The sequence below is a fragment of the Microvirga sp. HBU67558 genome, assembly GCF_018069605.1.
Classification (GTDB): Bacteria; Pseudomonadota; Alphaproteobacteria; order Rhizobiales; family Beijerinckiaceae; genus Microvirga; species Microvirga terrae.
Window position 1 is genome coordinate 1 of record NZ_JAGPUP010000550.1, and the last position, 26,447, is coordinate 26,447.

At 66.0% G+C, this 26,447-nt stretch carries 27 protein-coding genes and 1 other RNA gene; 16 read left to right on the forward strand and 12 right to left on the reverse strand.

The features are described from left to right. Positions 1–524 precede the first annotated feature (524 nt). Both KBI52_RS23890 and KBI52_RS23895 read right to left on the reverse strand, forming a co-directional pair. Positions 525–1,028: a ferritin-like domain-containing protein gene (locus KBI52_RS23890; RefSeq protein WP_173948416.1), complete on the reverse strand. Its 504-nt coding sequence runs from the start codon at positions 1,026–1,028 to the stop codon at positions 525–527. 109 nt (positions 1,029–1,137) lie between these two features. Further along, positions 1,138–2,325 (reverse strand): DNA recombination protein RmuC, encoded by a 1,188-nt coding sequence (locus tag KBI52_RS23895; RefSeq protein ID WP_210811979.1) that lies wholly within the window; start codon positions 2,323–2,325, stop codon positions 1,138–1,140. Between the two features lie 199 nt (positions 2,326–2,524). On the opposite strand from KBI52_RS23895, the gene def reads away from it, so the two are divergent. The 4 genes from def to truA are packed head-to-tail and all read left to right on the forward strand — an operon-like array spanning position 2,525 to position 5,226. Continuing rightward, positions 2,525–3,043: a peptide deformylase gene (def, locus tag KBI52_RS23900; protein ID WP_173948418.1), complete on the forward strand. Its 519-nt coding sequence runs from the start codon at positions 2,525–2,527 to the stop codon at positions 3,041–3,043. Continuing rightward, positions 3,040–3,972: a methionyl-tRNA formyltransferase gene (gene fmt / locus KBI52_RS23905; protein ID WP_173948419.1), complete on the forward strand. Its 933-nt coding sequence runs from the start codon at positions 3,040–3,042 to the stop codon at positions 3,970–3,972. Before def ends, fmt begins: the two co-directional genes overlap by 4 nt. A gap of 8 nt (positions 3,973–3,980) precedes the next feature. Then, positions 3,981–4,475: a GNAT family N-acetyltransferase gene (locus KBI52_RS23910; protein WP_210811980.1), complete on the forward strand. Its 495-nt coding sequence runs from the start codon at positions 3,981–3,983 to the stop codon at positions 4,473–4,475. Between the two features lies 1 nt (position 4,476). After that, complete coding sequence (gene truA, locus KBI52_RS23915; protein WP_173948421.1) at positions 4,477–5,226, forward strand: tRNA pseudouridine(38-40) synthase TruA; 750 nt, start codon at positions 4,477–4,479, stop codon at positions 5,224–5,226. On the opposite strand, the gene KBI52_RS23920 is transcribed toward truA, so the two are convergent. From KBI52_RS23920 to ffs, 7 genes are all read right to left on the reverse strand, one after another. After that, complete coding sequence (locus tag KBI52_RS23920) at positions 5,218–5,808, reverse strand: hypothetical protein (protein WP_173948422.1); 591 nt, start codon at positions 5,806–5,808, stop codon at positions 5,218–5,220. The genes truA and KBI52_RS23920 overlap by 9 nt on opposite strands. Positions 5,809–5,916: 108 nt before the next feature. Further along, positions 5,917–7,074 (reverse strand): succinyl-diaminopimelate desuccinylase, encoded by a 1,158-nt coding sequence (gene dapE / locus KBI52_RS23925; protein ID WP_210811981.1) that lies wholly within the window; start codon positions 7,072–7,074, stop codon positions 5,917–5,919. A gap of 4 nt (positions 7,075–7,078) precedes the next feature. Further along, positions 7,079–7,921 carry a 2,3,4,5-tetrahydropyridine-2,6-dicarboxylate N-succinyltransferase gene (gene dapD / locus KBI52_RS23930; RefSeq protein ID WP_210811982.1) on the reverse strand — a complete coding sequence of 281 codons (843 nt, stop codon included), beginning with the start codon at positions 7,919–7,921 and terminating at the stop codon, positions 7,079–7,081. Between the two features lie 232 nt (positions 7,922–8,153). After that, positions 8,154–8,759, reverse strand: coding sequence for a recombination mediator RecR (gene recR / locus KBI52_RS23935; protein WP_173948425.1), 606 nt, complete (start codon positions 8,757–8,759; stop codon positions 8,154–8,156). 67 nt (positions 8,760–8,826) lie between these two features. Beyond that, positions 8,827–9,147 (reverse strand): YbaB/EbfC family nucleoid-associated protein, encoded by a 321-nt coding sequence (locus KBI52_RS23940; protein ID WP_210811983.1) that lies wholly within the window; start codon positions 9,145–9,147, stop codon positions 8,827–8,829. Between the two features lie 15 nt (positions 9,148–9,162). Further along, entirely contained in the window at positions 9,163–10,983 is a 1,821-nt protein-coding gene (locus tag KBI52_RS23945) for a DNA polymerase III subunit gamma/tau (RefSeq protein ID WP_210811984.1), read from the reverse strand. 30 nt (positions 10,984–11,013) lie between these two features. Next, positions 11,014–11,112, reverse strand: an RNA gene (gene ffs, locus KBI52_RS23950) — signal recognition particle sRNA small type. A gap of 144 nt (positions 11,113–11,256) precedes the next feature. Between ffs and KBI52_RS23955 the strand changes: the two genes are divergently transcribed. After that, positions 11,257–11,667 (forward strand): HIT domain-containing protein, encoded by a 411-nt coding sequence (locus KBI52_RS23955; protein ID WP_173948428.1) that lies wholly within the window; start codon positions 11,257–11,259, stop codon positions 11,665–11,667. Between the two features lie 4 nt (positions 11,668–11,671). Then, positions 11,672–12,574, forward strand: a complete 903-nt coding sequence (gene nudC, locus KBI52_RS23960; protein WP_173948429.1) for an NAD(+) diphosphatase — start codon at positions 11,672–11,674, stop codon at positions 12,572–12,574. A gap of 149 nt (positions 12,575–12,723) precedes the next feature. On the opposite strand, the gene KBI52_RS23965 is transcribed toward nudC, so the two are convergent. From KBI52_RS23965 to KBI52_RS23975, 3 genes are all read right to left on the reverse strand, one after another. After that, positions 12,724–13,254 (reverse strand): GNAT family N-acetyltransferase, encoded by a 531-nt coding sequence (locus KBI52_RS23965; protein ID WP_210811985.1) that lies wholly within the window; start codon positions 13,252–13,254, stop codon positions 12,724–12,726. Continuing rightward, on the reverse strand, positions 13,251–14,105 hold the full coding sequence (locus KBI52_RS23970) for a prephenate dehydratase (RefSeq protein ID WP_247654611.1): 855 nt from the start codon (positions 14,103–14,105) through the stop codon (positions 13,251–13,253). Before KBI52_RS23970 ends, KBI52_RS23965 begins: the two co-directional genes overlap by 4 nt. Positions 14,106–14,171: 66 nt before the next feature. Continuing rightward, the gene (locus KBI52_RS23975) at positions 14,172–14,960 is read right to left on the reverse strand and encodes a 3-deoxy-manno-octulosonate cytidylyltransferase (RefSeq protein WP_173948431.1); all 789 of its coding nucleotides are present in this window, start codon (positions 14,958–14,960) and stop codon (positions 14,172–14,174) included. Between the two features lie 274 nt (positions 14,961–15,234). On the opposite strand from KBI52_RS23975, the gene KBI52_RS23980 reads away from it, so the two are divergent. From KBI52_RS23980 to KBI52_RS24020, 10 genes are all read left to right on the forward strand, one after another. Then, complete coding sequence (locus KBI52_RS23980; RefSeq protein WP_173948432.1) at positions 15,235–15,777, forward strand: cytochrome c family protein; 543 nt, start codon at positions 15,235–15,237, stop codon at positions 15,775–15,777. Between the two features lie 165 nt (positions 15,778–15,942). Continuing rightward, on the forward strand, positions 15,943–17,787 hold the full coding sequence (locus tag KBI52_RS23985) for an extracellular solute-binding protein (protein WP_210811986.1): 1,845 nt from the start codon (positions 15,943–15,945) through the stop codon (positions 17,785–17,787). Further along, positions 17,784–19,646 (forward strand): extracellular solute-binding protein, encoded by a 1,863-nt coding sequence (locus tag KBI52_RS23990; protein WP_210811987.1) that lies wholly within the window; start codon positions 17,784–17,786, stop codon positions 19,644–19,646. The genes KBI52_RS23985 and KBI52_RS23990 overlap by 4 nt, the downstream gene beginning before the upstream one ends. A 3-nt stretch (positions 19,647–19,649) precedes the next feature. Then, positions 19,650–19,775, forward strand: a complete 126-nt coding sequence (locus tag KBI52_RS33510) for a hypothetical protein (protein ID WP_256439513.1) — start codon at positions 19,650–19,652, stop codon at positions 19,773–19,775. A 9-nt stretch (positions 19,776–19,784) separates the two neighbouring features. After that, positions 19,785–20,894, forward strand: coding sequence for a microcin C ABC transporter permease YejB (locus KBI52_RS23995; RefSeq protein ID WP_210811988.1), 1,110 nt, complete (start codon positions 19,785–19,787; stop codon positions 20,892–20,894). Between the two features lies 1 nt (position 20,895). Further along, on the forward strand, positions 20,896–22,059 hold the full coding sequence (locus KBI52_RS24000; RefSeq protein ID WP_210811989.1) for an ABC transporter permease: 1,164 nt from the start codon (positions 20,896–20,898) through the stop codon (positions 22,057–22,059). Then, on the forward strand, positions 22,056–23,684 hold the full coding sequence (locus KBI52_RS24005; protein ID WP_173948437.1) for an ABC transporter ATP-binding protein: 1,629 nt from the start codon (positions 22,056–22,058) through the stop codon (positions 23,682–23,684). Before KBI52_RS24000 ends, KBI52_RS24005 begins: the two co-directional genes overlap by 4 nt. A 19-nt stretch (positions 23,685–23,703) precedes the next feature. After that, complete coding sequence (locus KBI52_RS24010; protein WP_210811990.1) at positions 23,704–24,687, forward strand: cation diffusion facilitator family transporter; 984 nt, start codon at positions 23,704–23,706, stop codon at positions 24,685–24,687. Between the two features lie 68 nt (positions 24,688–24,755). Beyond that, complete coding sequence (locus KBI52_RS24015; RefSeq protein ID WP_173948439.1) at positions 24,756–25,994, forward strand: phosphopentomutase; 1,239 nt, start codon at positions 24,756–24,758, stop codon at positions 25,992–25,994. A gap of 7 nt (positions 25,995–26,001) precedes the next feature. Then, the gene (locus KBI52_RS24020; RefSeq protein ID WP_173948440.1) at positions 26,002–26,403 is read left to right on the forward strand and encodes a hypothetical protein; all 402 of its coding nucleotides are present in this window, start codon (positions 26,002–26,004) and stop codon (positions 26,401–26,403) included. Positions 26,404–26,447: the final 44 nt, after the last annotated feature.

Here is a 26,447-nt window from a genome sequence, read left to right on the forward strand (position 1 = left end):
GCAGGACCGTGCCGGCTCCCACACTTGCGACGCCTCGCGAGCGCGCCCCTCGAAGGAACCGATCTATGCCATGATATAGCTCAGGCTAGGAGGATTGTCAAGAACAAAGGTGGAACATCATCGCACCCACACCTGTCCACCACTTCCACGTCATCACCGGCCCTGGGCCGGTGATCCCGATCGAGACGCGCCACGCTCTTCCGATCGGGATGGCCGGGACAAGCCCGGCCATGACCCCGAGGGTGATGGAAAGACCCTGAGATGGCCGGGACAAGCCCGGCCATGACGGGGAGGGTGTCAGGACGGACGGAAGGTGGCCAGGATGAGCGAAGGGCGGGAGGCTGTCGACCATGGCGTGAGAGATTGCGGCACCGGACAGCTCGATCTCCCCTCAGGACTCGTCCCGAGCGACAGCGAGCGCGTCACAGCCCCGGCATGGCAGGCGTCGCCACGGTCACTTCCATGGGCCCCCAAACGAAAATGGCCCCCTTGCGGAGGCCATTTCCGTTCAACGGACGAGGGGCTTACGCAGCCTTCGTGTTGATCTTGCTCTCGGCGATCCGGTTGAGCTTCTGGTCGGTGGATTTTTCCTGATCCAGGATCTGGTGCAGGACGCCGGCGCAATCCTCGCGGCCCAGCTGCTTGGCCCATGCGACGAGTGTGCCGTAGCGGGTGATCTCATAGTGTTCGACAGCCTGAGCGGCCGCCAGAAGTGCTGCGTCGAGAACCTGCGGATCGTCGATGTCGCCAGCGATTTCCTGGGCTTCGTCGATGATGCCGTCGATGGCCGGGCAGGTCACGCCCTTGGGATCGTGGCCGTGCATGCGGAACACCTGCTCGACCATCTGGATCTGTTGCTGGGTCTCGCCGAGATGGGTCTGGAACGCCTGCTTCAGCTGCGGGTCGCTCGCCTTTTCGATCATCTCCGGCAGCGCCTTCGTGATCTGCTGCTCGGCATAGTAGATATCCTGCAGAGTGTGGATGAAGAGATCATCCAACGACTTGATGTCCTTCGACAAAAGGCCCATAGCGCAATCCTTCCCGAGTTCTGAGATATGCCAACATGCGAGCGCCATCATCCGCTTGGCGCATCGTTCAGCCTGGGGAGAACGTCGCGGGAGAAAGCCGGTTCCCGGCCTATTCGACGGCCCGCAGATTCCGGCCCTGGAGGCGCAGCCACTCGGCCCGGGACTCGGCTTCCCCTTCCTCGAACTCGAGCGTCTCGATCTTCTGACCACGTTTCGCGATCTTGTCGGTCGAGACCCGGATCTGGGTGACGTCGTCCTGCGCCTGTCGGAAATGCGCGTCGAGCTTCGCGACCCGGGAATCGAGGCGTACCACGTCCTCGAGAAGCTTCTGCACCTCGACCTGGATCACCCGCGCCTCCTCACGGATGCGGGCATCGCGGACCAGCGCCTGCATCACCTGGATGGCGAGCGTCAGAAGCGAAGGCGACACGATGACGATACGAGCCCGGTGAGCCTTCTGGACAACATCGTCGAAATGCTCGGCCAGGTCGGCATAGATCGATTCCGCGGGCACGAACAGCATGGCGATGTCCTGCGTCTCGCCGGGGATCAGGTATTTCTCCGCGATGTCCTTCACGTGCACGAGCATGTCGTTGCGGACCCTGGCGGCGGCGCGGCTGCGGGCCTCGTCGCCCTTGGCCTCCCGGAAGAGGGTGAAGCCCTCCAGGGGGAACTTGGCATCGATCACGAGGCCGCGCTCGTCGCCCGGCAGGCGCACGAGGCAATCGGGTCTCGTGCGGTTCGACAGGGTGGCCTGAAACGCGAAAGCATTGGCCGGCAGCCCGTCCCGGACGATCGCCTCCATCCGCCCTTGCCCATAGGCGCCCCGGGTCTGCTTGTTGGACAGGATATCCTTGAGCCCGACGATCTCGCCCGTGAGGCTGGTCAGGTTCTGCTGCGCCGCATCGATCACGGCGAGCCGCTCGTTCAGCTTGGAGAGATTCTCCGTCTGGTGGCGGGTGGAGGCCTCCAGACCCTGCCCGACCCGGTGCTGCAATCCGTCGATCCGTTCCGAGATCATGCGGACGAAATCGCTCTGTCGGGTTCCGAAGACCTCCGCCATGGTGCGCATCCGACCGGTCATCTCCGACTGGGTGCGGGTGAGTTCGGCCACCTTGTCGTCCATCTCCCGCGCCCGCTCCGCCGCGATGGCGGCCTCGAGCGCCCGCTCCCGCCGCGTGCTCAGCAGAAGCGCCGTCACGAGCAGGAGGAGAAGGAGGCTCACACCCGCAATCCCCATGACGATCTGCCCCAGAGTCAGGGATGTCTGGCCGAGGATCAGGACGACGTCGTTCATGGAGCTTACTGTTCCGGTTGACGGATGCATCCGAACATAAGTGCCTCGTGCGGAAAAGCGGAATCCACGTTTCCGCGAAAACGATGCACTCATGAATGATAAGCATCGGATTGGTCCCAGAAGCGGTGTCCACTTTTGGGTCCGATGCTAAAGACGAACGATTTGACCATCCTCGTCCAACCGCTTATCTCCCGCGATCATGAGCATCAGACCCCTCGTCATCATCCCCGATTCCAAGCTCCGCCTGGTTTCCGAGCCCGTTAAGGAAATCACGAGCGAGATCCGTCATCTGGCGGACGACATGCTGGAGACCATGTACGACGCGCCAGGCGTCGGCCTTGCCGCCATCCAGATCGGCGTGCCGGTGCGCATGGTGACCATGGACGTGTCGAAATCCGAGGACGAGCGCCAGCCGCTGGTGCTCCTCAATCCCGAGATCGTCTGGGCCTCGGAGGAAAAGCGGACTTACGAGGAAGGCTGCCTGTCGATTCCCGAATACTACGAGGAGGTCGAGCGGCCGGACCGGGTGCGGTTCCGCTACATGAACCTCCAGGGCGAGACGATCGAGCAGGATGCGGACGGGCTCCTGGCGACGTGCGTGCAGCACGAGATCGACCATCTGAACGGGGTCCTGTTCATCGACTACCTGTCGAAGCTCAAACGCGACCGGGTCATGACCAAGTTCAAGAAGGCCGCCAAGCGCGAGGCCGGAGTATGACCCTGCGCGTCGTCTTCATGGGCACGCCCGATTTCGCCGTGCCCACCTTGTCCGAAATCGTCGGCCAGGGCCACGACGTGGTTGCTGTCTATACCCGACCGCCCGCAGCCGCCGGCCGTGGGATGGAGCTGAAGCCCTCGCCCGTCCACGCGATGGCGGACCGGTTCGGCTTCCCGGTGCTGACGCCGAAGACCCTGCGCTCGGAGGAGGCGGCCGACATCTTCCGCAGCCACAATGCCGACGTGGCCGTGGTGGTGGCCTACGGCATGCTGCTGCCGAAAGCCGTCCTGGAAGCGCCGGAACTGGGCTGCCTCAACCTTCACGCCTCCCTTCTCCCCCGCTGGCGCGGCGCGGCGCCGATTCAGCGGGCGATCATGGCCGGCGACCGGGAGACCGGCGTCGCCGTCATGAGGATGGAAGAGGGTCTCGACACGGGCCCGGTCGCCATGGTCGAGCGGGTGACGATCGCGCCCGACATGAACGCGGGCGAGCTGCACGACCGGCTCATGGTTCTCGGCGCCGACCTGATGGTGCGGGCCCTCGCGGCCCTCTCCCGCGGCGGTCTGGGCTTCACGCCTCAGCCCGAGGAGGGCGTGACCTATGCCCACAAGCTCAGGAACGAAGACGCGCTGATCGACTGGACGCAGCCGGCGCAGGCGGTTCACGATCACGTCCGCGGGCTCTCGCCCTTTCCGGGGGCCTATTTCACGGCCGATTTCGGCAAGGGCCGGGAGCGCGTGAAGGTTCTGCGGGCGGCTCTCGGACAGGGCTCGGGGGCACCCGCGACACTGATCGACCATGATGGTACGATATCCTGTGGCGATGGAGCGGTCCGCCTGATCCAGGTCCAGCGCGCCGGCAAGGGGCCGGTGGCTTTCGAAGAGTTCCTGCGCGGAGTGAGGCTCGGTCCGGGCGCCCGATTTGCATGAGGTCCGGCATGGGGATCCGTCTGGAGGAAAGCGCCGATTGGTCTTCTGTCTACGCCATCTATTCCGCGGCGTTCGGGCAATCGGCGGAGGCTGATCTCGTCCGGCACATGCACCAGGATGGCGACCTGATCCTGTCGCTGATCGCCTATGGCGACGAGCCAGTGGGCCACATCGCCTATTCCCGGCTGGTCCTGCACGAGACAGGGTCGATCAGAGCGGCGGTCCTCGCCCCGCTGGCCGTGGCTCCATCCTTCCAGAAGCAGGGCATCGGCGCGGCCCTCGTCCGGGACGGGCTGAAGCGGCTCACCGATCGCGGCTACGATCTGGTCCTGGTGCTGGGCGAGCCGCACTATTACGGCCGCTTCGGGTTCGATCCGAATCTGGCGGAAAAGCTGCAAACCCCTTATGACGGCCCCTATCTTCAGGCCCTCGCCCTGTCCCCCCGGGGGACAGGCGCCCATGGCCCGGCATCCTATGCCCGGGCCTTCGCAGAGCTGGAATAACATGCCTCGCTACAAGCTTGTCGTCGAATACGATGGCACGCCCTTCACCGGTTGGCAGCATCAGACGAACGGCCTCTCCGTGCAGCAGGCGGTGGAGGACGCGATCGCGCGCTTTACGGGCGCGCCCGTCCGCGTTCATTGTGCCGGACGGACCGATTCAGGCGTTCACGCCACTCATCAGGTCGTGCATGTCGATCTCGACAAGGAGTGGCGCCCGGACACGGTGCGGGATGCCACCAATGCCCACCTGAAGCCTGCGCCGGTTGCGATCCTGTCGGCCCGGATCGTGCCCGAGACCTTCAACGCCCGCCTGTCCGCCGTGAAGCGCCACTACGTCTACCGCATCCTCAACCGCCGGGCTCCGCCGACGCTGGATGCGACCCGGGTCTGGCACGTGGCCTGGACGCTCGATGCCGACCTCATGCACGAGGCCGCGCAAGAGCTGATCGGACGGCATGACTTCACCACGTTCAGAGCCGCCGAGTGCCAGGCGAACAGTCCGGTCCGGACCCTCGACCGGCTGGACGTGGAGCGGATCGGCGACGAGATCCGCATCTATGCCTCGGCGCGCTCGTTCCTGCATCATCAGGTGCGCTCGATGACGGGCACCCTGGAGCGCGCCGGCGCCGGGCGCTGGTCCGTGGCGGACGTCCGCGCGGCTCTCGACGCAAGGGACCGGAAACGCTGCGGGCCCATGGCGCCGTCGACGGGCCTCTATCTGATCGGCGTCGATTATCCGGACCTACCCTAGGAGCGTCCGCATCGCCGATCCGACGAAGCCGTTGAGCACGATGCCGAGCACCACGATGCCGAGGGCGGGAATGCTCGCGAGCCCCAGCGTGGCCTTGGTGGCGAACCATTGCAGCCTCACGATGATGATCGCAAACGCGAGGGCGAACAGGCTGGCCAGCCCGGGAGGCGCCCAGCCGAGCAGCATGAGCATGGCCGGGACGGAGAGCACCAGCATGCCGATGACCGAGATCCAGTTGGTGACGATCACGAAGGGCACATAGGACTTCTCGAGCCGGAACCAGCGGGCGATCCAGATCATGGCGGCCGGCAGGGCGATGAAGCCCGCCACATGGCCCAGGGCGACCACGAGATCGATCCAGAGACTGTCGAGAAGGGACCGGTCCGGCTGAAGGAGCCCGAGGCGGAGGCGCTCGAAGGCCAGGGACACCACATAGGCCGGCAGCGTCAGCCAGATCGCCATGAAGGAGCGCCAGAAGCCCCGCTCGCTCATATCGAAGGACTTCAGCCCTTCCGACCTGCTGTTGAGCAGGTCGAGCGTTCCCCGGAACGAGCGGTTGACCTCATCAGCCGTGACGATCATGTGGGGCCTCATTTTTCGAAGACGATTGCCCTCGGAAATGGACGGAGCTCACAAAACGTTCCGGCAATTCTCCGACTTTAGTCTAAATAGTCAAGGTTTCTATCCGGCTCATGCCGCGAAATAGGAATCCAGCACCTTGCGGTAAATCGTTGCGAGACGATCCAAATCGGCCACGGCCACGCGCTCGTCGATCTGGTGCATGGTCTGCCCGACGAGGCCGAACTCGACGACCGGGCAATGCTTCACGATGAAGCGAGCGTCCGAGGTGCCGCCGGTCGTGGAGAGTTTCGGCTGCGAGCCGGTCGCAGCCTTGATGGCGTCGGCGACGAAGCCCACGAAGTCGTTCGGCGGGGTGAGGAAGGCCACCGCGTTGGTCGGCTCGACCGTCAGGGTGTAGCGCACCGTGTTGCCGGCGGCCTCGCGCAGGCGGCGCTCGATCTCAGCCTCCAGGCTGTGCGGCGTCCAGAGATCGTTGAAGCGGACGTTGAAGGTGGCCCGCGCCTCGGCCGGGATCACGTTGGCCGCCGGGTTGCCCACGTCGACAGTGGTCACCTCCAGGTTCGACGCGTCGAAATGGTCCGTGCCCCGGTCGAGCGGTTCCTTCAAAAGCCCTTCGAGCAGGCGCATCATCCCGGGAATGGGATTGTCCGCCAGGTGCGGATAGGCCACGTGCCCCTGCTTGCCCTCGACGGCGATCCTGCCGGTGAGCGATCCGCGCCGACCGATCTTGATCATGTCGCCGAGCTGGTTCGGATTGGTCGGCTCTCCCAGGATGCAGTGATCGAACCGCTCGCCGCGCCCCTTCGCCCATTCGAGGAGCTTCACCGTGCCGTTGACCGCCGGCCCCTCCTCGTCCCCCGTGATCAGGAAGCCGATGGAGCCCTTGAAGTCCGGGTTGCTGCGGATGAAGTCGAGCGCCGCTGCCATCATGCAGGCGATGCCGCCCTTCATGTCCACGGCGCCGCGCCCGTAGAGCTCGCCGCCGTGGATCTCGCCGCCGAACGGATCATACTGCCACCGGCCCACGTCTCCCGGCGGAACCACGTCGGTATGGCCGGCGAAGAGCAGGTAGGGCTCGCCTTTGCCGTAGCGGGCGTAGAGGTTCTCCACATCCGGCGTCCCGGGCTCGGAGAAGACCGGGCGATGAACCTCGAAGCCCGCCTCCTTGAGCACGCCCTCGATGAAGGCGAGCGCCCCGCCCTCCTCCGGCGTCACGGAGGGGCAACGGAGGAGCGATTGGGCCAGGGACAGGGGCGAGTGTTCCATCGGATCAATCCCGCAACAGCTCGTTGATTCCCGTCTTGGCGCGGGTCTGCGCGTCGACGCGCTTCACGATCACCGCGCAGTAGAGGGACGGGCCGGGGGTGCCGTCCGGGAGCGGCTTGCCGGGCAGCGAGCCGGGGACGACCACCGAATACGGCGGCACGCGGCCGACGAACACCTCGCCGGTATTGCGGTCGATGATCTTGGTCGAGGCCGAGATGAACACGCCCATGGAGAGCACCGAACCCTCGCCCACGACCACGCCTTCCACCACCTCGGAGCGGGCCCCGATGAAGCAGTTGTCCTCGATGATGGTCGGGTTGGCCTGGAGCGGCTCCAGCACGCCGCCGATGCCGACGCCGCCGGAGAGATGCACGTTCCTGCCGATCTGCGCGCAGGAGCCGACCGTCGCCCAGGTGTCGACCATGGTGCCCTCGTCCACATAGGCACCGAGATTGACGAAGGACGGCATCAGCACGACGCCGGGCGCGACATAGGCGCCGCGGCGCACGGTGCAGTTCGGAACGGCCCGGAAGCCGGCGGCCTTGAAGTCGGCCTCGGACCAGCCGTCGAACTTGGACGGCACCTTGTCCCACCAGACCGCGTTGCCGGGACCGCCCTTGATGATGCCCATGTCGTTGAGGCGGAAGGACAAAAGCACCGCCTTCTTCAGCCATTGATGCACCTGCCACTCGCCGCCGGTCTTCTCGGCGACGCGCACCTTGCCGGAATCGAGCAGGTTCATCGATTCTTCGACGGCCTCGCGCACGGCGCCCGTGGTGGACGGGCTCACATGGGCCCGGTCCTCCCAGGCGGCGTCAATGGTACGGGCGAGATCAGCGGCGGACATGGGCAACTCGGGGCAAGGGGTTTCGTTGCCGCCTGATTAGCAACGGCGCCCCGGCCTGTCACGTCATCATGTGCTGCTCACGCGCGAACCGGCCTTGTCGTGGCCGGGAGAATGCCCACCAGGTCATGGCCGGAACAGGGCCGGCCATCCCGATACGAAAAAGCTGGGCGCTCGCCAGAAGCGGGATCACCGGCACGAGGCCGGTGATGACGTGGGAGATATCAGGGCTGCCTCAAAACGACGTGCGCTGCCGGATCGCCGCCGAGAGCGTGCCCTCGTCGAGATAGTCGAGCTCGCCGCCAACCGGCACCCCATGGGCGAGCTTCGTCACCTTCACGGGCAGATGCGCGAGAAGCTCCGTGATGTAATGGGCCGTGGTCTGGCCGTCGACCGTGGCGTTCAGCGCCAGGATGATCTCCGCGACGTCGGGCTCCGAGGCGCGGGCGACGAGGCGTTCCAGGTTCAGATGCTCGGGCCGTACGCCATCAAGTGGCGAGAGCACGCCGCCGAGCACGTGATAGCGGGCATTGATCGCCCCGGAACGCTCCAGCGCCCAGAGATCCGACACGTCCTCCACCACCACGAGGATGGAGGGATCGCGCTTGGCGTCCCGGCAGACGGTGCAGGGATCCGAGGTATCGACATTGCCGCAGGACGAGCACACGACAATGCGCTCGTTGGCGATGCGCATGGCATCGCTCAACGGGTTGAGCAGCGTCTCGCGCTTCTTGATGAGATGGAGCGCCGCGCGCCTGGCGGAGCGCGGTCCGAGGCCCGGCAGGCGAGCGAGGAGCTGGATCAGGCGCTCGATCTCGGGACCGGCGACGTGCTGGGCCATTCAAGTTCTCTTCGATTGATCGGATTGCTCGAGGAACCGGTACCCGCTTCCCCGAGCGATGCTCTGCTCAGAACAGCTTCAGGCCGGGCGGCAGCGGCAGGCCCTTGGTGAGGCTCTCCATCCGCTCCTGGGCGGCCCGGTCGGCCTTGCCGCGGGCATCGTTCATGGCCGCCACGATGAGATCCTCGAGGATCTCCTTCTCGTCCGGGTTCATGAGCGAGGGATCGATATTGATCGACTTGAGGCTGCCCTTGCCGGTCACCTTCACGGTCACGACGCCGCCGCCGGCGGTGCCGTCGACCTCGAGGGTGTCGAGCTCGGCCTGGGCGTCCTGCAGCTTCTGCTGCATGGCCTGAGCCTGCTTCATCAGTCCCATGATGTCCTTCATGACCGTATCCTCGCGTTAAAACAGATCGTCGTCTTCTTCGGTCTCGTGCGCGGCCAGGGCATCGGCCTCGCCGAGGATCTCCGTTTCCGCATCCTCGCCGGCCTTCTCCGCCCGCTCGATCACGTTCACGATCTGCGCCCCGGGAAATTTCGTCAGCACCGCCTGGACCAGGGGATGGTTGGCCGCGCCTTCGCGCCGCTCGCGCTCGGCCGCGACGGCCTTCTCGTGCAGGGTCTGCCCACCCTCCTCCGACGACAGCGCCACCATCCAGCGCTCGCCCGTCCACTGCTGGAGCGCGCGGGTGAGGTCGTTGGCGATGGTGCGGCTGCCGGTCTCGGTGAGGCTGAGCTCGATGCGTCCCTCCTCGAAGCGCACGAGACGCACGTCCCGCTCGAGCTGCGCCTTGAGCACGATCTCGCGCTTCTCGCCGGCGAGCGCCACCACGTCCTCGAAGCGGCGGAGCCGCATGGTCGGCTCGGGCTGCGCGGCCTGCGGGCGCGGCTGGGGATGCGGCTGGGACGTCGCCAGGGCCATGGACCCGGAGGTCGCAGGTCCGGACGACCGCGGCCCCGGCGCGGACGGGCCGCCTGCGGGAACCGGCCCGCCATCCTTGAGGGCGCGCAGGGCCTCGTCCGGCGTCGGCAGGTCGGCCGCATAGGCGAGGCGCACGATCACCATCTCGGCCGCCGCGATGGGTCGGTTCGAGGACTGCACCTCGGGAATGCCCTTCAGGAGGATCTGCCAGGCGCGCGAGAGGGTGCGCACCGACAGCGTCTGGGCGAAGTCCGTGCCGCGGGTCCGCTCGATCTCGGAGAGAGCGGGATCCTTCGCGGCCTCGGAAATCAGCTTGAGGCGGGTGACCACGTGCGAGAAGGCCGCGAGATCGGACAGGATCACCGCCGGATCCGCCCCGGCATCGTATTGCGCGCGCAGGCCTGCGAAGGCCGCCGGTACGTCGCCGCGCATCACGGCCTCGAACAGGTCGATGACCTGGGTGCGGTCGGCCAAACCCAGCATGTCGCGCACGGTGTCGGGCGTCACCACGCCGGCCCCGTGGGCGATGGCCTGGTCCATGAGCGACAGCGAGTCGCGCGCCGAGCCTTCCGCCGCCCGGGCGATGGCGGCGAGCGCCTCCTGGTCCGCCTGCACGCCCTCGGCGGCGCAGATGCGGCCCAGATGGGCCACGAGCTTGTCGGCCTCGATGCGGCGCAGGTCGAAGCGCTGGCAGCGCGACAGGATGGTGACCGGGACCTTGCGGATCTCGGTGGTGGCGAAGATGAACTTCGCGTGCGGCGGCGGCTCCTCCAGGGTCTTCAGGAAGGCGTTGAACGCCTTCTCCGAGAGCATGTGGACCTCGTCGATGATGTAGACCTTGTAGCGCGCCGAGACCGGGGAATAGCGGATGCCGTCGATGATCTGGCGGACGTCGTCGATGCCCGTATGCGAGGCCGCGTCCATCTCCAGCACGTCCACGTGCCGCGATTCCATGATCGCCTGGCAGTGGACGCCGAGTTCGGGCATGTGGATGGTGGGGGCGCCGGAGCCGTCCTGCCTCTGGTAGTTGAGGCCGCGGGCCAGAATGCGGGCCGTGGTGGTCTTGCCGACGCCGCGGACGCCGGTCAGCATCCAAGCCTGCGGGATGCGCCCGGTCTCGAAGGCGTTCGAGAGGGTGCGCACCATCGCCTCCTGGCCGATCAGGTCGTCGAAGGTCTTGGGGCGGTACTTGCGGGCAAGGACGCGATAGGGCGAAGCCGGCGCTGAGGGAGCAGCCGCGGCGGGAAAGCCCGGCAGGGCCGGCTCGTCATTCAGGGGCGTGCCGGCTGTGGTATCGTCCATCGACTGCAAGGCTTCGGAGAAACTCTTTGAAGGTGGGAGGCTGGACGAAGACCCGTTCGGTCTCGTTAGGGCTGCTTCCTTCCGGACCTGACCCGGTTGGCGAGTGAGACGTCCCTCGCCAACCTCCCACCGGCTATATGGGCGTATCGGCGGCGAAACGCAAGTTGGAAACGAGGCTCCCTGCCCGGTCATCCCCGCTCTCCACCGGGCGCTCCGCGAAGGACCTGGAGAACACTGGCTGACACGAAGCCGCGGGCTCGGTTACATAGCGCCATGACATTCACGCTCGATTCCCGGCTCGAAGCCGACACGATTCCCGTCGGCGATCTCACGCTCTCGTCGGTCCTGCTTCTGAACGACGCACGCTTCCCCTGGTTCGTGCTCGTGCCGCGCATCGCGGGGGCGAGCGAACTCACCGACCTCTCGGAGGAGCAGTCCGCCCAGTTGATGCAGGAGATCCGTATCGCCACCCGGGTCATGCTCGAGCTTTCCAAACCCGACAAGGTGAACGTGGGGGCGCTGGGCAACATCGTGACGCAGCTTCATGTGCACGTGGTCGGGCGTTTCCGCTCCGATCCGGCCTGGCCCGGCCCCGTCTGGGGCCACGGCGCCCGCACACCCTATCCCGACCACGCGGCGAGCGCCCTGATCGAGCGCGCCGCCACCCTCTTCGCGGCAGCCTGAACCCATGACCGGACCCATCGCGTACATTTCGAACCCGCTCGTCCGCCACAGCGCCGAGCGGGACCCGGAGGCCCTCGCCAAGGCGGCGAGCGATCCGGACACCGCCATGATCGTCCTGGCCGGCGACCTGCCGGTTCTCCAGGCCGGAGAGCCCGGCACGAGCCTTCTGCCGGTCTCCGTCATGAACCGCCTCCCGGCTCATCAGGAACAGGTCTTCCTCGGAACCTTGAACGAGCGCCCGGTGGTCGCCACCCTGGCCGCGCCGGACGCGGCGGAGCTGTTCCAGGACGACCCTGCCTTCGCGGTCGTGGATCTGCGCTCCATCGCGGTGCGCGGACTCGTGCCGGCTGAGGAGCTCGGCATGCTCGCCATGGCGAAATCCCTGCTCGACTGGCACCGGCGCCACCGCTTCTGCGCCAATTGCGGCGCGCCGACGCAGCCCACCCAGGCCGGGTTCCGGCGGGATTGCGCGGCCTGCGGGGCCCAGCATTTCCCCCGCACCGATCCCGTGGTGATCATGCTGATCACCCGGGGCGACAAGTGCCTCATGGGCCGCCAGCCGCGCTTTGCCGAGAAGATGTATTCCTGCCTCGCGGGCTTCCTGGAGCCGGGCGAGACCATCGAGGACGCGGTCCGGCGGGAGACGTTCGAGGAGGCCGGCATCCGGGTGGGCGCCGTGCGCTACATGACGTCCCAGCCCTGGCCCTTCCCGTCCAACGTCATGATCGGATGCATCGGCGAGGCGCTCACCGAGGATATCGCCTTCGACGGCGAGGAGCTCGAGGATGCGCGCTGGTTCTCCAAGGACGACGTGAGGCTGATGCTGGAGGGCCGGCACGAACACTTCGCCGCCCCCGCCCCCATCGCGATCGCGAACCACCTCGTCCGGGAATGGGTGAAGGACTGACGGGCCGCGCGCCGCTCTGAGGCGCGGCGCCTTCCCGATCGGGATGGCCGGCACAAGGCCGGCCATGACGTGGCGGATGAGATCGGCCTGGGTTAGACGAAGACCGGATTGTCGGGAGGGGAATCACGAGGCCAGCCGAGGCCCGATTCCTAAGGCTGGGTCAGCTCGAACCGGTAGGCGACCTCGACCACCGGCTGGCCGCGCAGGTCGAAGGATTGCTCGGCTCCCGGCGTCCCGCCGAGCGCCTCGTAGAAGCGGCGGGCCGGGTGGTTCTCCTTCAACACCCACAGGCCCGCAGAGCGACAGCCCTGCCGGCCGAGATGATCGAGGACGCCGCGCATCAGCCGGCGGCCGAGCCCTTGCCGCTTGACCCTGTCGAGCAGGTAGATGGCGAAGATCTCGGACTCGGCGCCGAGCCGGTCGGCATTCTCGCGCCGGATCGGCCCGTCGCCGGCGAAGCCGACGATCTCGCCGCCCGCAGCTTCCGCAACGAGAAGACGGGCCCGCGGATCGGGCTGCGCGAAGGCCTTCTGCCACATCCGCGTCCGCTCCTCGACGGAGAGGCCCGCTAGCGCCTCGGGGCTCAGGAAGTCTCTGTAGGATTCGCGCCAGCCCTGGACATGGACCCTGGCGATGCCTTCCACGTCTCCCTCGACCGCATCGCGGATGAGGATGCTCACTCGGCGGCTTCCCGGATCTTCTCCCGGAACGGATCGGCCGGATAGACCCCGAGGATGCGCAGCTCGCGGGAGAAGAACTGCAGTTCCTCCAGGGCGCGCTTGAGGTTCGTCTCCTCGGGATGGCCATCGACCTCGGCATAGAACTGGGTCGCCAGGAACTCGCCCTCGAGCATGTAGCTCTCGAGCTTCGTCATGTTGATGCCGTTGGTGGCGAAGCCGCCGAGCGCCTTGTAGAGCGCGGCCGGCAGGTTGCGGACCCGGAAGACGAACGAGGTCACGGTCGGACCCTGCCCGACGGGCGCCCATTGCGGGGTCTTCGACAGGACCACGAACCGGGTGGTGTTGTGGGCCTCGTCCTCCACGTTCTCCGCCAGGATCTTCAGGCCATAGATGTCGGCCGCCATGCGGGGCGAGAGCGACGCCCGGGTCGGATCCTTCCACTCGGAGACCTCCCGGGCCGAGCCCGCCGTGTCACCGGCTACGTGGGCTTTCAGCCCGAGCTTGCGGATGATCTTGCGGCATTGGCCCAGCGCATGGACGTGGCTGTAGACCTCCTTGACGGTGCCGAGATCCGCACCCGGGATCGCCATGAGGTGAAAGTGGATCGGCAGGAAGTGCTCGCCGACGATATGCAGTCCGGAGGTCGGCAGCATATGGTGGATGTCGGCCACGCGCCCGGCGATCGAGTTCTCGATCGGGATCATGGCAAGACCCGCCGGGCCTTCGTTGACGGCCGCCAGGGCGTCCTCGAAGGTCGGGCACGGGAGAGGCTCCCAGTCGGGACGCGCTTCCGAGCAGGCCGTGTGGGAATTGGCGCCCAGCTCGCCTTGGAAAGAAATCAGCTTGCTCATGATGGCCTCCTAGCGCATCGCGGGGAAAAAGTGGGCTCGGTTTTCCGCTCCGAACCATGCGCTGTTTCAAAGACGAGGCATCGGATCGCTCCCAAAAGTGGAGACCACTTTCGGGCCCGATGCCCTGGATGCGAGGATCTCGCGCGCCCTGTCGAGATCGTGAGGGGTATCTACGCCCAGCGGCACGTCGTCGACTACCACGGCGTCGATGCGCATCCCGGCCTCGAGCGCCCGCAGCTGCTCCAGCTTCTCACGGGTCTCCAGCGGCGACGGCTTGAGGCCGACGAAGCGCTGCAGTGCCCTGCGACGATAGGCGTAGAGGCCGATGTGGTGATAGAGCGGACCGTCGCCATACGGCGCCGTCGCCCGGGTGAAATAGAGGGCGCGGAAGCGGCCGGCTGAGAGCGGGCTCCCCACCATCTTGACCACGTTGGGGTTGGTTCTCTCCTCCTCGCGCCCGATGACGGCCACGAGGGTCGCGATGTCGACCGCCGGATCCGCGAGCGGCACGATGGAGGCCGCGATGGCGGCCGGGTCGATGGTCGGCAGGTCGCCCTGGACGTTCACGATCACGTCGTGCCGGCCCTCCGGGTCGAGCTTTTCCACAGCCTCGAAGATGCGGTCGGATCCGGACGCGTGATCGGCCCGGGTCATGACCGCCTGCCCGCCGGCCCTGGCGATGGCCTCGGCAATGTCGGGCGCATCCGTCGCCACGGCGACCGGCCCGATCCCGGCCTCCACGGCCCGGCGCCACACATGGACGATCATGGGCTCGCCGGCGATCTCGGCCAGAGGCTTGTTCGGCAGTCGGGTCGCGGCAAGGCGGGCGGGAATGAGGATGAGGGGATCGGACATGGTGCGGTCTTCGACGGGAACTGCGCGTCCTTAGAACATCGGCTCTAAAAGGGGAAGCAGGGACCGTTTGTCCCTGCCCGGAGCCGGATCTTCGGCTGGCCTCGGACGTTTGAGCCCCGTGCTGCGACCACGAGAGCGGCGAAAACTCCTGGAAACCCCATTGTCAAAACCCCATTACTACGGCTAAGCAACGGCCCTATCGCGGGCACCCGCCCGCGGATCCGTTCTGCTGCGCTGATTTCGCCGGTGTACGAAGGCGAGGAGAGCCTAACTGATGAATATCGAGACCAATAAGATCGCGGGCGCCGTTTTCGGTTCGCTTCTCTTCGTGGTCGGCGTCAACGTTATCGCCGGCGGCCTGTTTGCCCCCCATAAGCCCGCAGTCCCCGGTTACGACCTCCCGGCACCCGAAGAGGCGGCCGCCGGTGGCGCCGCCGCTCCTGCCGAGCCGGCGCAGCCGCTTCCGGTTCTCCTGGCCAGCGCCGATCCGGCCAAGGGTCAGGCTCAGTCCAAGAAGTGCGCCGCCTGCCACACCCTCGACAAGGGCGGCGCGAACAAGGTCGGTCCGAATCTCTATGGCGTCGTCGGACGTCCGGTCGCCTCGCACGAAGGCTTCAACTACTCGGCCGCCATGAAGGCCCACGGCGGCAACTGGACCTACGAGGCCCTGGACGCCTTCGTCCACAATCCGAAGCAGGCGACGCCCGGCACCATCATGGCCTTCGCGGGCCTCGCCGGTGCCAAGGACCGGGCGGATCTGCTGGTCTACCTGCGAACCCTGTCCGACAGCCCGGTTCCGCTGCCGGCCGCTCAGTAAGATCGCTCCGCAAGATTCTTGCACCCATCACATTTCGGAAAGCCGGGCACGAAGGCCCGGCTTTTTCTTTGGCCCCCGTGGTTTTGCGGGTTATCCCTTGCGCTCGCCCCGTTGCGCACAAAATCTAACGGGACGACAGACGCCTCACCCTTCAGGAGACGCCGTGTGATCCGCACCCTTCTGCCGAGCTTTCTGGCTGCCTGCCTCGCCTTCACGCCCCTTGCAGCCCAGGAAGCCCCATGGCGGCACGGCGCGGCTCTCCTCGACGAGCCCAGATATCCGCAAGGCTTCGCGCATTTCGACTACGTCAACCCGAATGCCCCGAAGGGCGGCCTTGTGCGCCTGGGAGCGCTCGGCACCTTCGACAGCTTCAATATCGTCGTGGCCGGCGTGAAAGGATCGCCCGAGCAGGGGCTCGGCCTCGTCTACGAGACCCTGACCACCTCGGCCCTCGACGAGGCGAACGCCGCCTACGGGCTGCTCGCGGAATCCTTCTCCTATCCCGAGGATTATTCGTCCGTGAGCTTCCGGCTGCGGCCGGAGGCGCGCTGGCATGACGGCAAGCCCGTGACGGCGGACGACGTGATCTTCTCGTTCGAGACCCTGAAGGCCAACAGCCCGACTTATGCGTTCTACTATGCCAACGTCACCAAGGCCGAGAAGGTGAGCGACCGCGAGGTCAGGTTCACGTTCGACGAGAAGGGCAACCGCGAATTGCCGCAGATCATGGGGCAGCTGACGGTCCTGCCGAAGCACTGGTGGGAGGGAACCGCCCCCGATGGGCGCAAGCGCGACGTGACGCAGACCATGCTGGAGCCGCCGCTCGGCTCAGGCCCCTATCGTCTCAAGACCTTCGAGCCCGGCCGCAACGCGTCCTACGAGCGCGTGAAGGACTATTGGGGCGAGAGGATCAACGTGAACGTCGGGCAGAACAACTTCGACGAGATCCGCTACGAGTATTACCGGGATGCGACGGTGCTGCTCGAAGCCTTCAAGGCCGACCGCCTCGACTTTCGCACGGAGAACAGCGCGCGCAACTGGGCGACCGGATACGATTTCCCGGCGCGCCAGGAAGGCCGCGTGATCCTGGAAGAGTTTCCGTTCCGCGCCACCGGCGTGATGCAGGCCTTCGTGCTCAACATGCGGCGCGACAAGTTCAAGGATCAGCGCGTCCGCCGGGCCTTCAATCTCGCCTTCCCGTTCGAGGAGCTGAACAAGACGATCTTCTACGGCCTCTACGAGCGGCCCTCGAGCTACTTCTACGGGCTCGATCTCGCATCGTCCGGACTGCCTGAAGGCGAGGAGCGGGCGATCCTCGAAAGCGTCCGCGACAAGGTCCCGGCCTCCGTCTTCACGACGCCGTACACGAACCCGGTCAACGACTCGCCCGAGACGATCCGCAACAACCTGCGCGAGGCCGACCGGCTGCTCAAGGAGGCCGGCTGGGAGATCAGGAACGGCCGCCGGGTCAACGCGAAAGGCGACGTCCTGACCGTGGAGCTGCTCAGCAGCAGCCCCAACGAGGAGCGGGTGTTCCTGCCCTACAAGGCGTCCCTGGACCGCCTCGGCATCGTGGCTTCGGTGCGCACCATCGACGACGTGCAGTATACGAATCGCACCCGGTCCTTCGACTTCGACATCGCCACCGGTCTGTGGCCGCAATCGCTCTCGCCCGGCAACGAGCAGCGCGAGTTCTGGGGCTCGCAGGCGGCGGCGCGCGACGGCTCGCGCAACCTTGCGGGCATCGCCGATCCCGGCGTCGACGCGCTCATCGACCGGGTGATCTTCGCCAAGAACCGCGACGAGCTCGTCGCCGCCACCAAGGCGCTCGACCGCGTCCTTCTCGCCCATGATTACGTGGTCCCGCAATGGACCTCGCTGAAGCAGCGCACGGCGCGCTGGAACCGCTACAGCCATCCCGACACCATGCCACGCTACGGCGGCGCCGCGTTCCCGACCATCTGGTGGTATGACGAAGCCAAGGCGGCCAAGACGGGAGCCCCGCGATGAGAACCTTCAACCGCCGCCTCATCCTCAAGACGGGAGCAGCCGGCGCCGCTCTTTCCTTGCTGCCCCGCATCGGCATGACGCAGGAGGGCGAGACGGAGACGCACGGCCTGTCCAGTTTCGGCGAACTGAAGCAGGCGCCGGACTTCAAGCATTTCGACTACGTGAATCCCGCCGCGCCGAAGGGCGGCACGCTGGCGATCCAGATCAAGCAGACCACCGGCAACCAGAACTTCGACACCTTCAACACCCTCAACGTCTTCGTGCTGCGGGGCGACGGCGCAGCCGGCATGACGGGCACGTTCGACACCCTGATGGCCGGCTCGGCCGATGAACCGGATGCGCTCTACGGCCTCGTGGCGAAAAGCGTCCGCGTTTCCAACGACAAGCTCACCTACCGCTTCATCCTGCGGCCCGAGGCGCGCTTCCACGACGGCTCGAGGCTGACCGCGAAGGACGCGGCGTTCTCCCTGAACATCCTGAAGACCAAAGGCCACCCTGTCTTCAGCCAGCTCCTGGCTCAGATGGCTTCGGCAGAAGCGGAATCGGACGGGATCCTGCGCGTCCAGTTCACGCCGCAGCGCAGCCGCGACATCCATCTCATCGTGGCCGGCATGCCGATCTTCTCCGAGCGCTCCTGGCAGGGCAAGGATTTCGAGGCCTCGACCCTGGAGGCGCCGCTCGGCTCCGGTCCCTACAAGGTCGGCCGCTTCGAGGTGGGCCGCTTCATCGAGTTCGACCGTGTCCCGGACTACTGGGCCAAGGATCTGCCAGTGAATGTCGGGCAGAACAACTTCGATCGCATCCGATACGAATATTTCCGCGATCGCACGGTCGCGTTCGAGGCGTTCAAGAACGGCACGCTCAACTATCACGAGGAATTCACCTCCCGCACCTGGACGACCGGATACGACTTTCCCGCCATGCGCGAAGGCCGGGTGAAAAAGGAAGAAATCTCGAACGATTCTCCCTCGTCCATCCAGGGCTGGTACTTCAACACGCGGCGCGAGGCTTTCAAGGATCCGCGCATCCGCGAAGCCATCGGCCTCGCGTTCGATTTCGAGTGGACGAACACCAACATCATGTTCGGCCTCTACCGGCGCACGACGTCGTTCTTCGAGAACAGCGACATGAAGGCCGTGGGCAAGCCCTCGCCGGAGGAGCTCGCCCTGCTCGAGCCGTTCCGCGACAAGCTGCCCGCCTCGGTGTTCGCGGATCCCGTTGTTCCGCCGGTCTCCGACGGTTCCGGGCAGGACCGGCAGCTGCTGCGCAGGGCCGACGAGCTCCTGCGGCAGGCGGGCTGCAAGCGTGACGGCGGCGTGCTGAAGCTGCCGAACGGCCAGCCCTTCGCCATCGAGTTCCTCGATTTCCAGCCCTCGCTCCAGCCGCACACCCAACCGTTCCAGAACAACCTGAAGCGCCTGGGCATCGACGCGCGCTCGCGTATCGTGGATGCGGCCCAGTATCAGCAGCGCCTGAACGAGTATGATTTCGACATGACGAGCCGCGCCCTCGTCGGATCCACGACGCCGGGCGACAGCCTGCGGACCGTCTACGGCTCCCAATCGGCCAGGACCCCGGGAGCGCAGAACCTCGCCGGCATCGCCGACCCCGCCGTCGACGCCCTGATTGAGCGGATCGGCAACGCCCAGTCGCGCCAGGATCTGAACATCGCCTGCCGTGCCCTGGACCGGGTCCTCCGTTCGGGCCATTATTGGGTGCCCATGTGGTACCGGGCCAGCGAGTGGCTGGCCTATTGGGACCAGTTCTCGCGCCCGCAGACCAAGCCCCGCTTCGCCTCGGGCGCGCCGGGGACCTGGTGGTACGACGCCGAGAAGGCGAAGCGGATCGGGAGAGGATAAGGCTTGGACAGGACTCTGACGCCACACGGGGCGACGCATCGCGGCTTCGGTCGCATGCCGGACGACGGCCTGGACGATACATCCGGCTTGAACGACCTCGACCTCGGCCGCATCGGCCGCAACTCCTGAAGGCGCCTGATGCTCGCCTATATCGCACGCCGCGTACTTCTCATGATCCCGACCATCCTCGGGATCATGCTCATCTCCTTCGTGCTGGTGCAGTTCGCGCCCGGCGGTCCCGTCGAGCGCATCATCGCGCAGCTTCAGGGCCAGGATTCCGGCGCGTCCTCGCGCATCTCCGGCGGCGGAAGCGATTTCGGCGCGCAGAGCCCCGGCGGGGCCGGTACAGGTGATGCCTCGTCCTCGCGCTACCGCGGCGCTCAGGGGCTCGACCCGCAATTCATCAAGCAGCTCGAGGCCCAGTTCGGTTTCGACAAGCCGGCCTACGAGCGCTTCCTGAAGATGCTGTGGGATTATGCCCGCTTCGATTTCGGCAAGAGCTACTTCCGCGACATCTCGGTCCTGGAGCTCATCAAGGAGAAGCTTCCGGTCTCGGTCAGCCTGGGCCTGTGGATGACGCTCCTCTCCTATGCGATCTCCATTCCCCTGGGCATCAAGAAGGCCGTGCAGGACGGCTCCTCCTTCGACATATGGACCTCCGCCATCGTCATCATCGGCTACGCCATTCCGGGCTTCCTCTTCGCGATCCTGCTGATCGTGCTGTTCGCCGGCGGCTCGTTCTGGCAGATCTTCCCCCTGCGGGGCCTCACGTCCGAAAACTGGGCCTTCATGCCCTGGTACAGCCAGATCGTCGATTACTTCTGGCACTTGGTGCTGCCGATCACCGCCATGGCGCTCGGCGCCTTCGCCACCTCGACCCTGCTGACGAAGAACTCGTTCCTCGACGAGATCCGCAAGCAATACGTGCTGACCGCGCGCATGAAGGGTCTGTCCGAGCGCCAAGTGCTCTATGGCCACGTCTTTCGAAATGCGATGCTCATCGTGATCGCGGGCTTCCCGGGAGCCTTCATCGGGGCGTTCTTCGCCGGCGCGCTGCTCATCGAGACGATCTTCTCCCTCGATGGCCTTGGGCTCCTCTCCTTCGAGTCCATCGTGAACCGCGACTATCCGGTGGTCTTCGCCAACCTCTACATCTTCTCCCTGATGGGCTTGGCGGTGAACCTGCTCTCGGACCTCACCTATACCTGGATCGATCCGCGGATCGACTTCGAGACCCGGGAGGCGTGAGATGAACGAGAACGTGCCCCTGGTCTCGCCGGCCTCCTCGCCGGTCGCCCCGCCCCTGCCGAAAGAGGGCTTCATCAGGCTCTCGCCGCTGAATCGGCGGCGGCTTCAGAACTTCAAGGCCAACCGTCGCGGCTACTGGTCGTTCTGGATCTTCATGATCCTCTTCGTGCTCAGCCTCTTCGCGGAGCTGATCGCCAACGACAAGCCGATCCTCGCCTCCTACAAGGGCGAGCTGCTCTATCCGGCCTTCGTGGATTACCCGGAGGAGAAGTTCGGCGGCTTCCTGGCTCAGACCGATTACCGCGATCCGGTCATCGCCAAGGAGATCCAGGACAACGGCTGGATGCTCTGGGCGCCGGTCCGCTTCTCCTACAACACGCACAATCTCGACCTTCCCGTTCCCGCACCGGCCCCGCCCACCTGGATGCTCACCGACGAGCAATGCCGCCCCATCGCCGAGCGCACCGGCGGCACCGGCTGCCGGGACATCGAGTGGAACTGGCTCGGGACCGACGACCAGGGGCGCGACGTCGTCGCGCGCCTGATCTACGGGTTCCGCATCTCGGTTCTGTTCGGCCTCACCCTGGCCGGCATCTCATCCATCGTGGGCATTCTCGCCGGTGCCGTGCAGGGCTATTACGGCGGCTGGACCGACCTCCTGTTCCAGCGCTTCATCGAGATCTGGACGGCGATCCCGTCGCTTTACCTCCTCATCATCATCTCGGCCGTCATCACGCCGAGCTTCTTCGTGCTGCTCGGCATCCTGCTGCTGTTTTCCTGGGTGTCGCTGGTGGGCGTGGTGCGCGCCGAGTTCCTGCGCGCCAGGAATTTCGAATACGTCCGTGCCGCCCGGGCTCTGGGACTGTCCAACGGCACCATCATGTTCAAGCACCTCCTGCCGAACGCCATGGTGGCGACGCTGACCTTCATGCCGTTCATCATCAACGGCTCGATCTCGACGCTCACCTCCCTGGACTTCCTCGGCTTCGGCCTGCCGCCCGGCTCGCCCTCGCTCGGCGAACTGCTCGCCCAGGGCAAGGCCAACCTTCAGGCGCCGTGGCTCGGCCTGGCGGGCTTCTTCGTGATCGCCATCATGCTCAGCCTCCTCATCTTCATCGGCGAAGCGGTGCGCGACGCCTTCGATCCGCGGAAGACGTTTCGATGACCGAGCCCCTCCTCTCCGTCCAGGATCTCTCCGTCGCCTTCCGGCAGGGCGCGGGCGACATGCTGGCGGTCGACCGCGTGTCTTTCGACGTCATGCCGGGCGAGACGGTGGCGCTGGTGGGCGAGTCCGGTTCGGGCAAGTCCGTCACGGCCCTGTCCGCCCTCAAGCTGCTGCCCTATCCGTCCGCGCATCACCCGTCCGGGCGCATCCTGTTCAAGGGCAAGGACCTGATCGCCGCCGACGAGGACGAGATGCGCAAGGTCCGGGGCGACGACATCACCATGGTGTTCCAGGAGCCGATGACATCGCTCAACCCGCTCCACACCATCGACCGGCAGATCGGCGAGATCCTCACGCTTCACCGGGGCCTCTCGGATCGCCAGGCCCGCGCCCGCACGCTCGAACTCCTGCAGCTCGTCGGCATCCGGGACGCGGAAAGCCGCCTGGGCGCATACCCGCACCAGCTCTCCGGCGGCCAGCGCCAGCGCGTGATGATCGCCATGGCGCTCGCCAATGAGCCAGATCTGTTCATCGCCGACGAGCCGACCACCGCCCTCGACGTGACCGTGCAGGCGCAGATCCTGAAGCTCCTCGCCGAGCTGAAGAGTAGGCTCAACATGTCGATGCTGTTCATTACCCATGACCTTGGCATCGTGCGAAAAGTGGCCGACCGCGTCTGCGTGATGCTCAAGGGCAAGATCGTCGAGCAGGGAACGGTCGCCGAGGTGTTCGGCAACCCTCAGCATCCCTACACGCAGAGGCTCTTGGCCGCGGAACCGAAGGGCCGCGCCAATCCGGTTCCGAACGATGCGCCTGTGATCGTCGATGCCGGACCGATCAAGGTCTGGTTTCCGATCAAGCGCGGCTTCTTCCAGAAGACCGTCGGTCATGTGAAGGCGGTCGACGGCGTGTCCGTGAGGGTGCGCCGGGGCGAGACCGTCGGGGTGGTGGGCGAATCCGGTTCGGGCAAGACGACGCTCGGTCTTGCCATCCTGCGCCTCGTGCAGTCAGAAGGCCCGATCGTCTTCCTCGGCAACCGCATCGACGGCATGCGCGGAAAAGAGATCCGCCCGATGCGCAAGGACCTGCAGGTGGTGTTCCAGGATCCCTACGGCTCCCTCTCGCCGCGCATGTCCGTGGCCGAGATCGTCGAGGAAGGGCTGTTGGTCCAGAACAAGGCGCTCTCTTACGCGCAGCGCCGCGAGATCGTCGCCAAGGCGCTGCAGGATGTCGGCCTCGACCCGTCGACCATGGACCGCTATCCGCACGAATTCTCCGGCGGCCAGCGCCAACGCATCGCCATCGCCCGCGCCATGGCGCTCGAACCGCAATTCATCATGCTCGACGAGCCGACCTCGGCCCTCGACATGTCCGTGCAGGCGCAGATCGTGGAATTGCTGCGCGACCTTCAGAAGCGGCGCAACCTTGCCTACATGTTCATCAGCCACGATCTCAAGGTGGTGCGGGCGCTCGCGAACCACGTGGTGGTGATGCAGAACGGCAAAATCGTCGAGGAAGGATCGGCCGAGAGCATCTTCGCCGCCCCCCGCACCGATTATACCCGGGCGCTCTTCGCCGCCGCCTTCAATCTCGAGACGGCTGCCTCGAACGCCGTTCGAGACTAGGGCTTACAAGTTTTCCATCATGGATGCGCACCACCATTCGGCCGGCCGTCAGCATCACGGGCATTCCCATGCCCCTCAGGCCGGCCACGGACGTGCCTTCGCGATCGGCATCATGCTCAATCTCGCCTTCGTGGCCATCGAGGCGGGATACGGCTTCTGGGCCGATTCCATGGCCCTGCTCTCGGATGCCGGCCATAACTTGAGCGACGTGCTCGGCCTCGCCATCGCGTGGGGCGCGGCCCTGCTCGCGCGGCGCGGACCCACCGAGCGGTTCACCTACGGGCTGCGCTCGAGCTCTATCCTGGCCGCTTTGTTCAACGCCCTCCTCCTGCTGGTCGCGGTGGGCGGCATCGTCTGGGAATCCGTCCAGCGGCTGATCGAGCCGACGCCGGTCGCGGCCGGCACCATGATGGTCGTGGCCGCCATTGGCATTCTCGTGAACGGGTTCACGGCGTTCCTGTTCATGGGCGGCCAGCACGACCTCAACATCCGCGGCGCGTTCCTCCACATGGTGGCGGATGCGGCCGTGTCCCTTGGGGTCGTTCTCGGAGGCCTCGCCATCCTCTGGACCGGAGCCGATTGGATCGATCCGGTTCTGAGCCTCGTCATCGCGGCCGTCATCGTCTGGGGAACCTGGGGGTTGCTGAAGCAGTCTCTGGCGCTGTCCCTCCACGGCGTGCCGCACGGCATCGCCGTGCCGGCGGTGCGGCGATCGCTCGAAGCGATGCCGGGCGTCGCCCGGGTCCACCACCTCCATGTCTGGGCGGTGAGCACCACCGAGACGGCGATGACGGCTCATCTCGTCATGCCCGGCGGGCATCCGGGCGACCGCTTTCTGGCGGAGGCTCAGCGGGAGCTGAGAGCCCATTTCGGGATCGGGCACGCGACCCTTCAGATCGAGATCCACCGGCCGGGGACCGACGATCACGGCCAGGAATGCCCGCTCGATCAGCATGTCCATGCCCATGAGGGGCACGATCATGGGGGACACCCCCACCCTTAGAGAGCATCGCATCTTTCCCCGCAATGCCGTATCAGTCGTGATTCTCGCGGCTTGAAGGACAGGACGACATGCCTCGCGCTCTTCTCATCGTGCTCGATTCCGTCGGTATCGGCGGGGCCGAGGATGCGGACGTCTATGGCGATGCCGGCGCCGACACGGTCGGGCATATCGCCGAGGCCTGCGCGGCCGGCCGGGGCGACCAGGCGGGCCTCCGTGAGGGCCCGCTTCGGCTCCCGCACTTGACGACGCTCGGCCTCGGCGCGGCCTGCGAGGCCTCGTCGGGACGCGTGCCGCCCGGTCTGGCGCCGCAGATTGCCTTGAAGGGCTCTCCGAAAGGCTTCTGGGGTTACGGGGTCGAGACCTCCCGGGGCAAGGACACGCCCTCGGGCCATTGGGAGATCGCGGGCGTCCCCGTCACCTTCGACTGGGGCTACTTCCCCAACACGGTTCCGACCTTCCCGGAGGAACTGACTGCGGCGTTCGTCGCGCGCGGCGCACTTCCGGGCATTCTCGGCAACAAGCACGCCTCCGGCACCGCCGTCATCGACGAGTTCGGCGCGGAGCACATGCGCACCGGAAAGCCGATCTTCTACACGTCCGTCGACAGCGTACTGCAGATCGCCGCCCACGAGGAAACCTTCGGGCTGGAGCGGCTCTACGAGCTCTGCCGGATCGGGCGCGAGCTCTGCGACGCCTACAAGATCGGCCGCGTGATCGCCCGCCCCTTCGTCGGCTCGCCCGAGGGTGGTTTCAGGCGCACCGGCAACCGCAAGGACTTCGCCACGCCGCCGCCGGCCGACACCATCCTGGACACGTTGACGAAGGCCGGGCGCCCGGTGGTCACGGTCGGCAAGATCGGCGACATCTTCGCCCATCGCGGCACCGGCCGGGAGGTGAAGCCCAACGGCAACGACGCCTGCCTGTCCGCCGCCATCGCGGCGATGAAGGACCTGCCGGACGGCGGCTTCGTCTTCGCCAACCTGGTCGATTTCGACAGCGAGTTCGGCCATCGCCGCGACATTCCCGGCTATGCTGCCGCCCTGGAGGCCTTCGACCGGCGCATCCCGGAGATCGAGGCGGCTCTGAAGGACGGCGACCTCGTCATCATCACGGCCGATCACGGCAACGATCCCTCCTGGCCGGGCTCCGACCATACCCGCGAGCACGTGCCGATCCTGAGCTTCGGGCAGGGCGTGACGCAGGGACCGATCGGCCGGCGCGAGAGCTTTGCCGATATTGGCGCAACTGTGTTGCATCATCTCCGCCTTGGCGTTAACAATAGTGGGAGATCCTGGCTAACTCAGTGAGTCATGCATGAAAGCCTCAGCGATCCGTCTGGGCTGGATTGTCTCGGCAATTCTGGCGACATGCCAAGGACAAGCTGCAGCAGAAGATCAATGCGCGGCTGCTATCTCTGGTCTCAAAGCTGAGATGATTGCAGCCGCAGCCGTGCGGGATGAGTACAAGCACATCAAAAATCGAAAAGGGAGGTGCGTATACATAAACTCCCAAATAAAGTTCCTGACCGAAGCAAGTAGGATGCTCGGGTTGTGCGACCATCTTCGCCCTTCTGAACGCTCATCTCTCATCGAGAAGAACGCGAATCTTCTCCAACGGGCCAAAGCTCTGCGGTTTAGATACTGCGGCCAGCAAGTTGCTGAAGCTTCATCTTTATTTCAGATCGACGCTGCGCCCGAGCCGATTTTGGGGCATTGACGGCCCCGCAACTTTGGATCAGTCTCCCATAGATCGTATGGAGG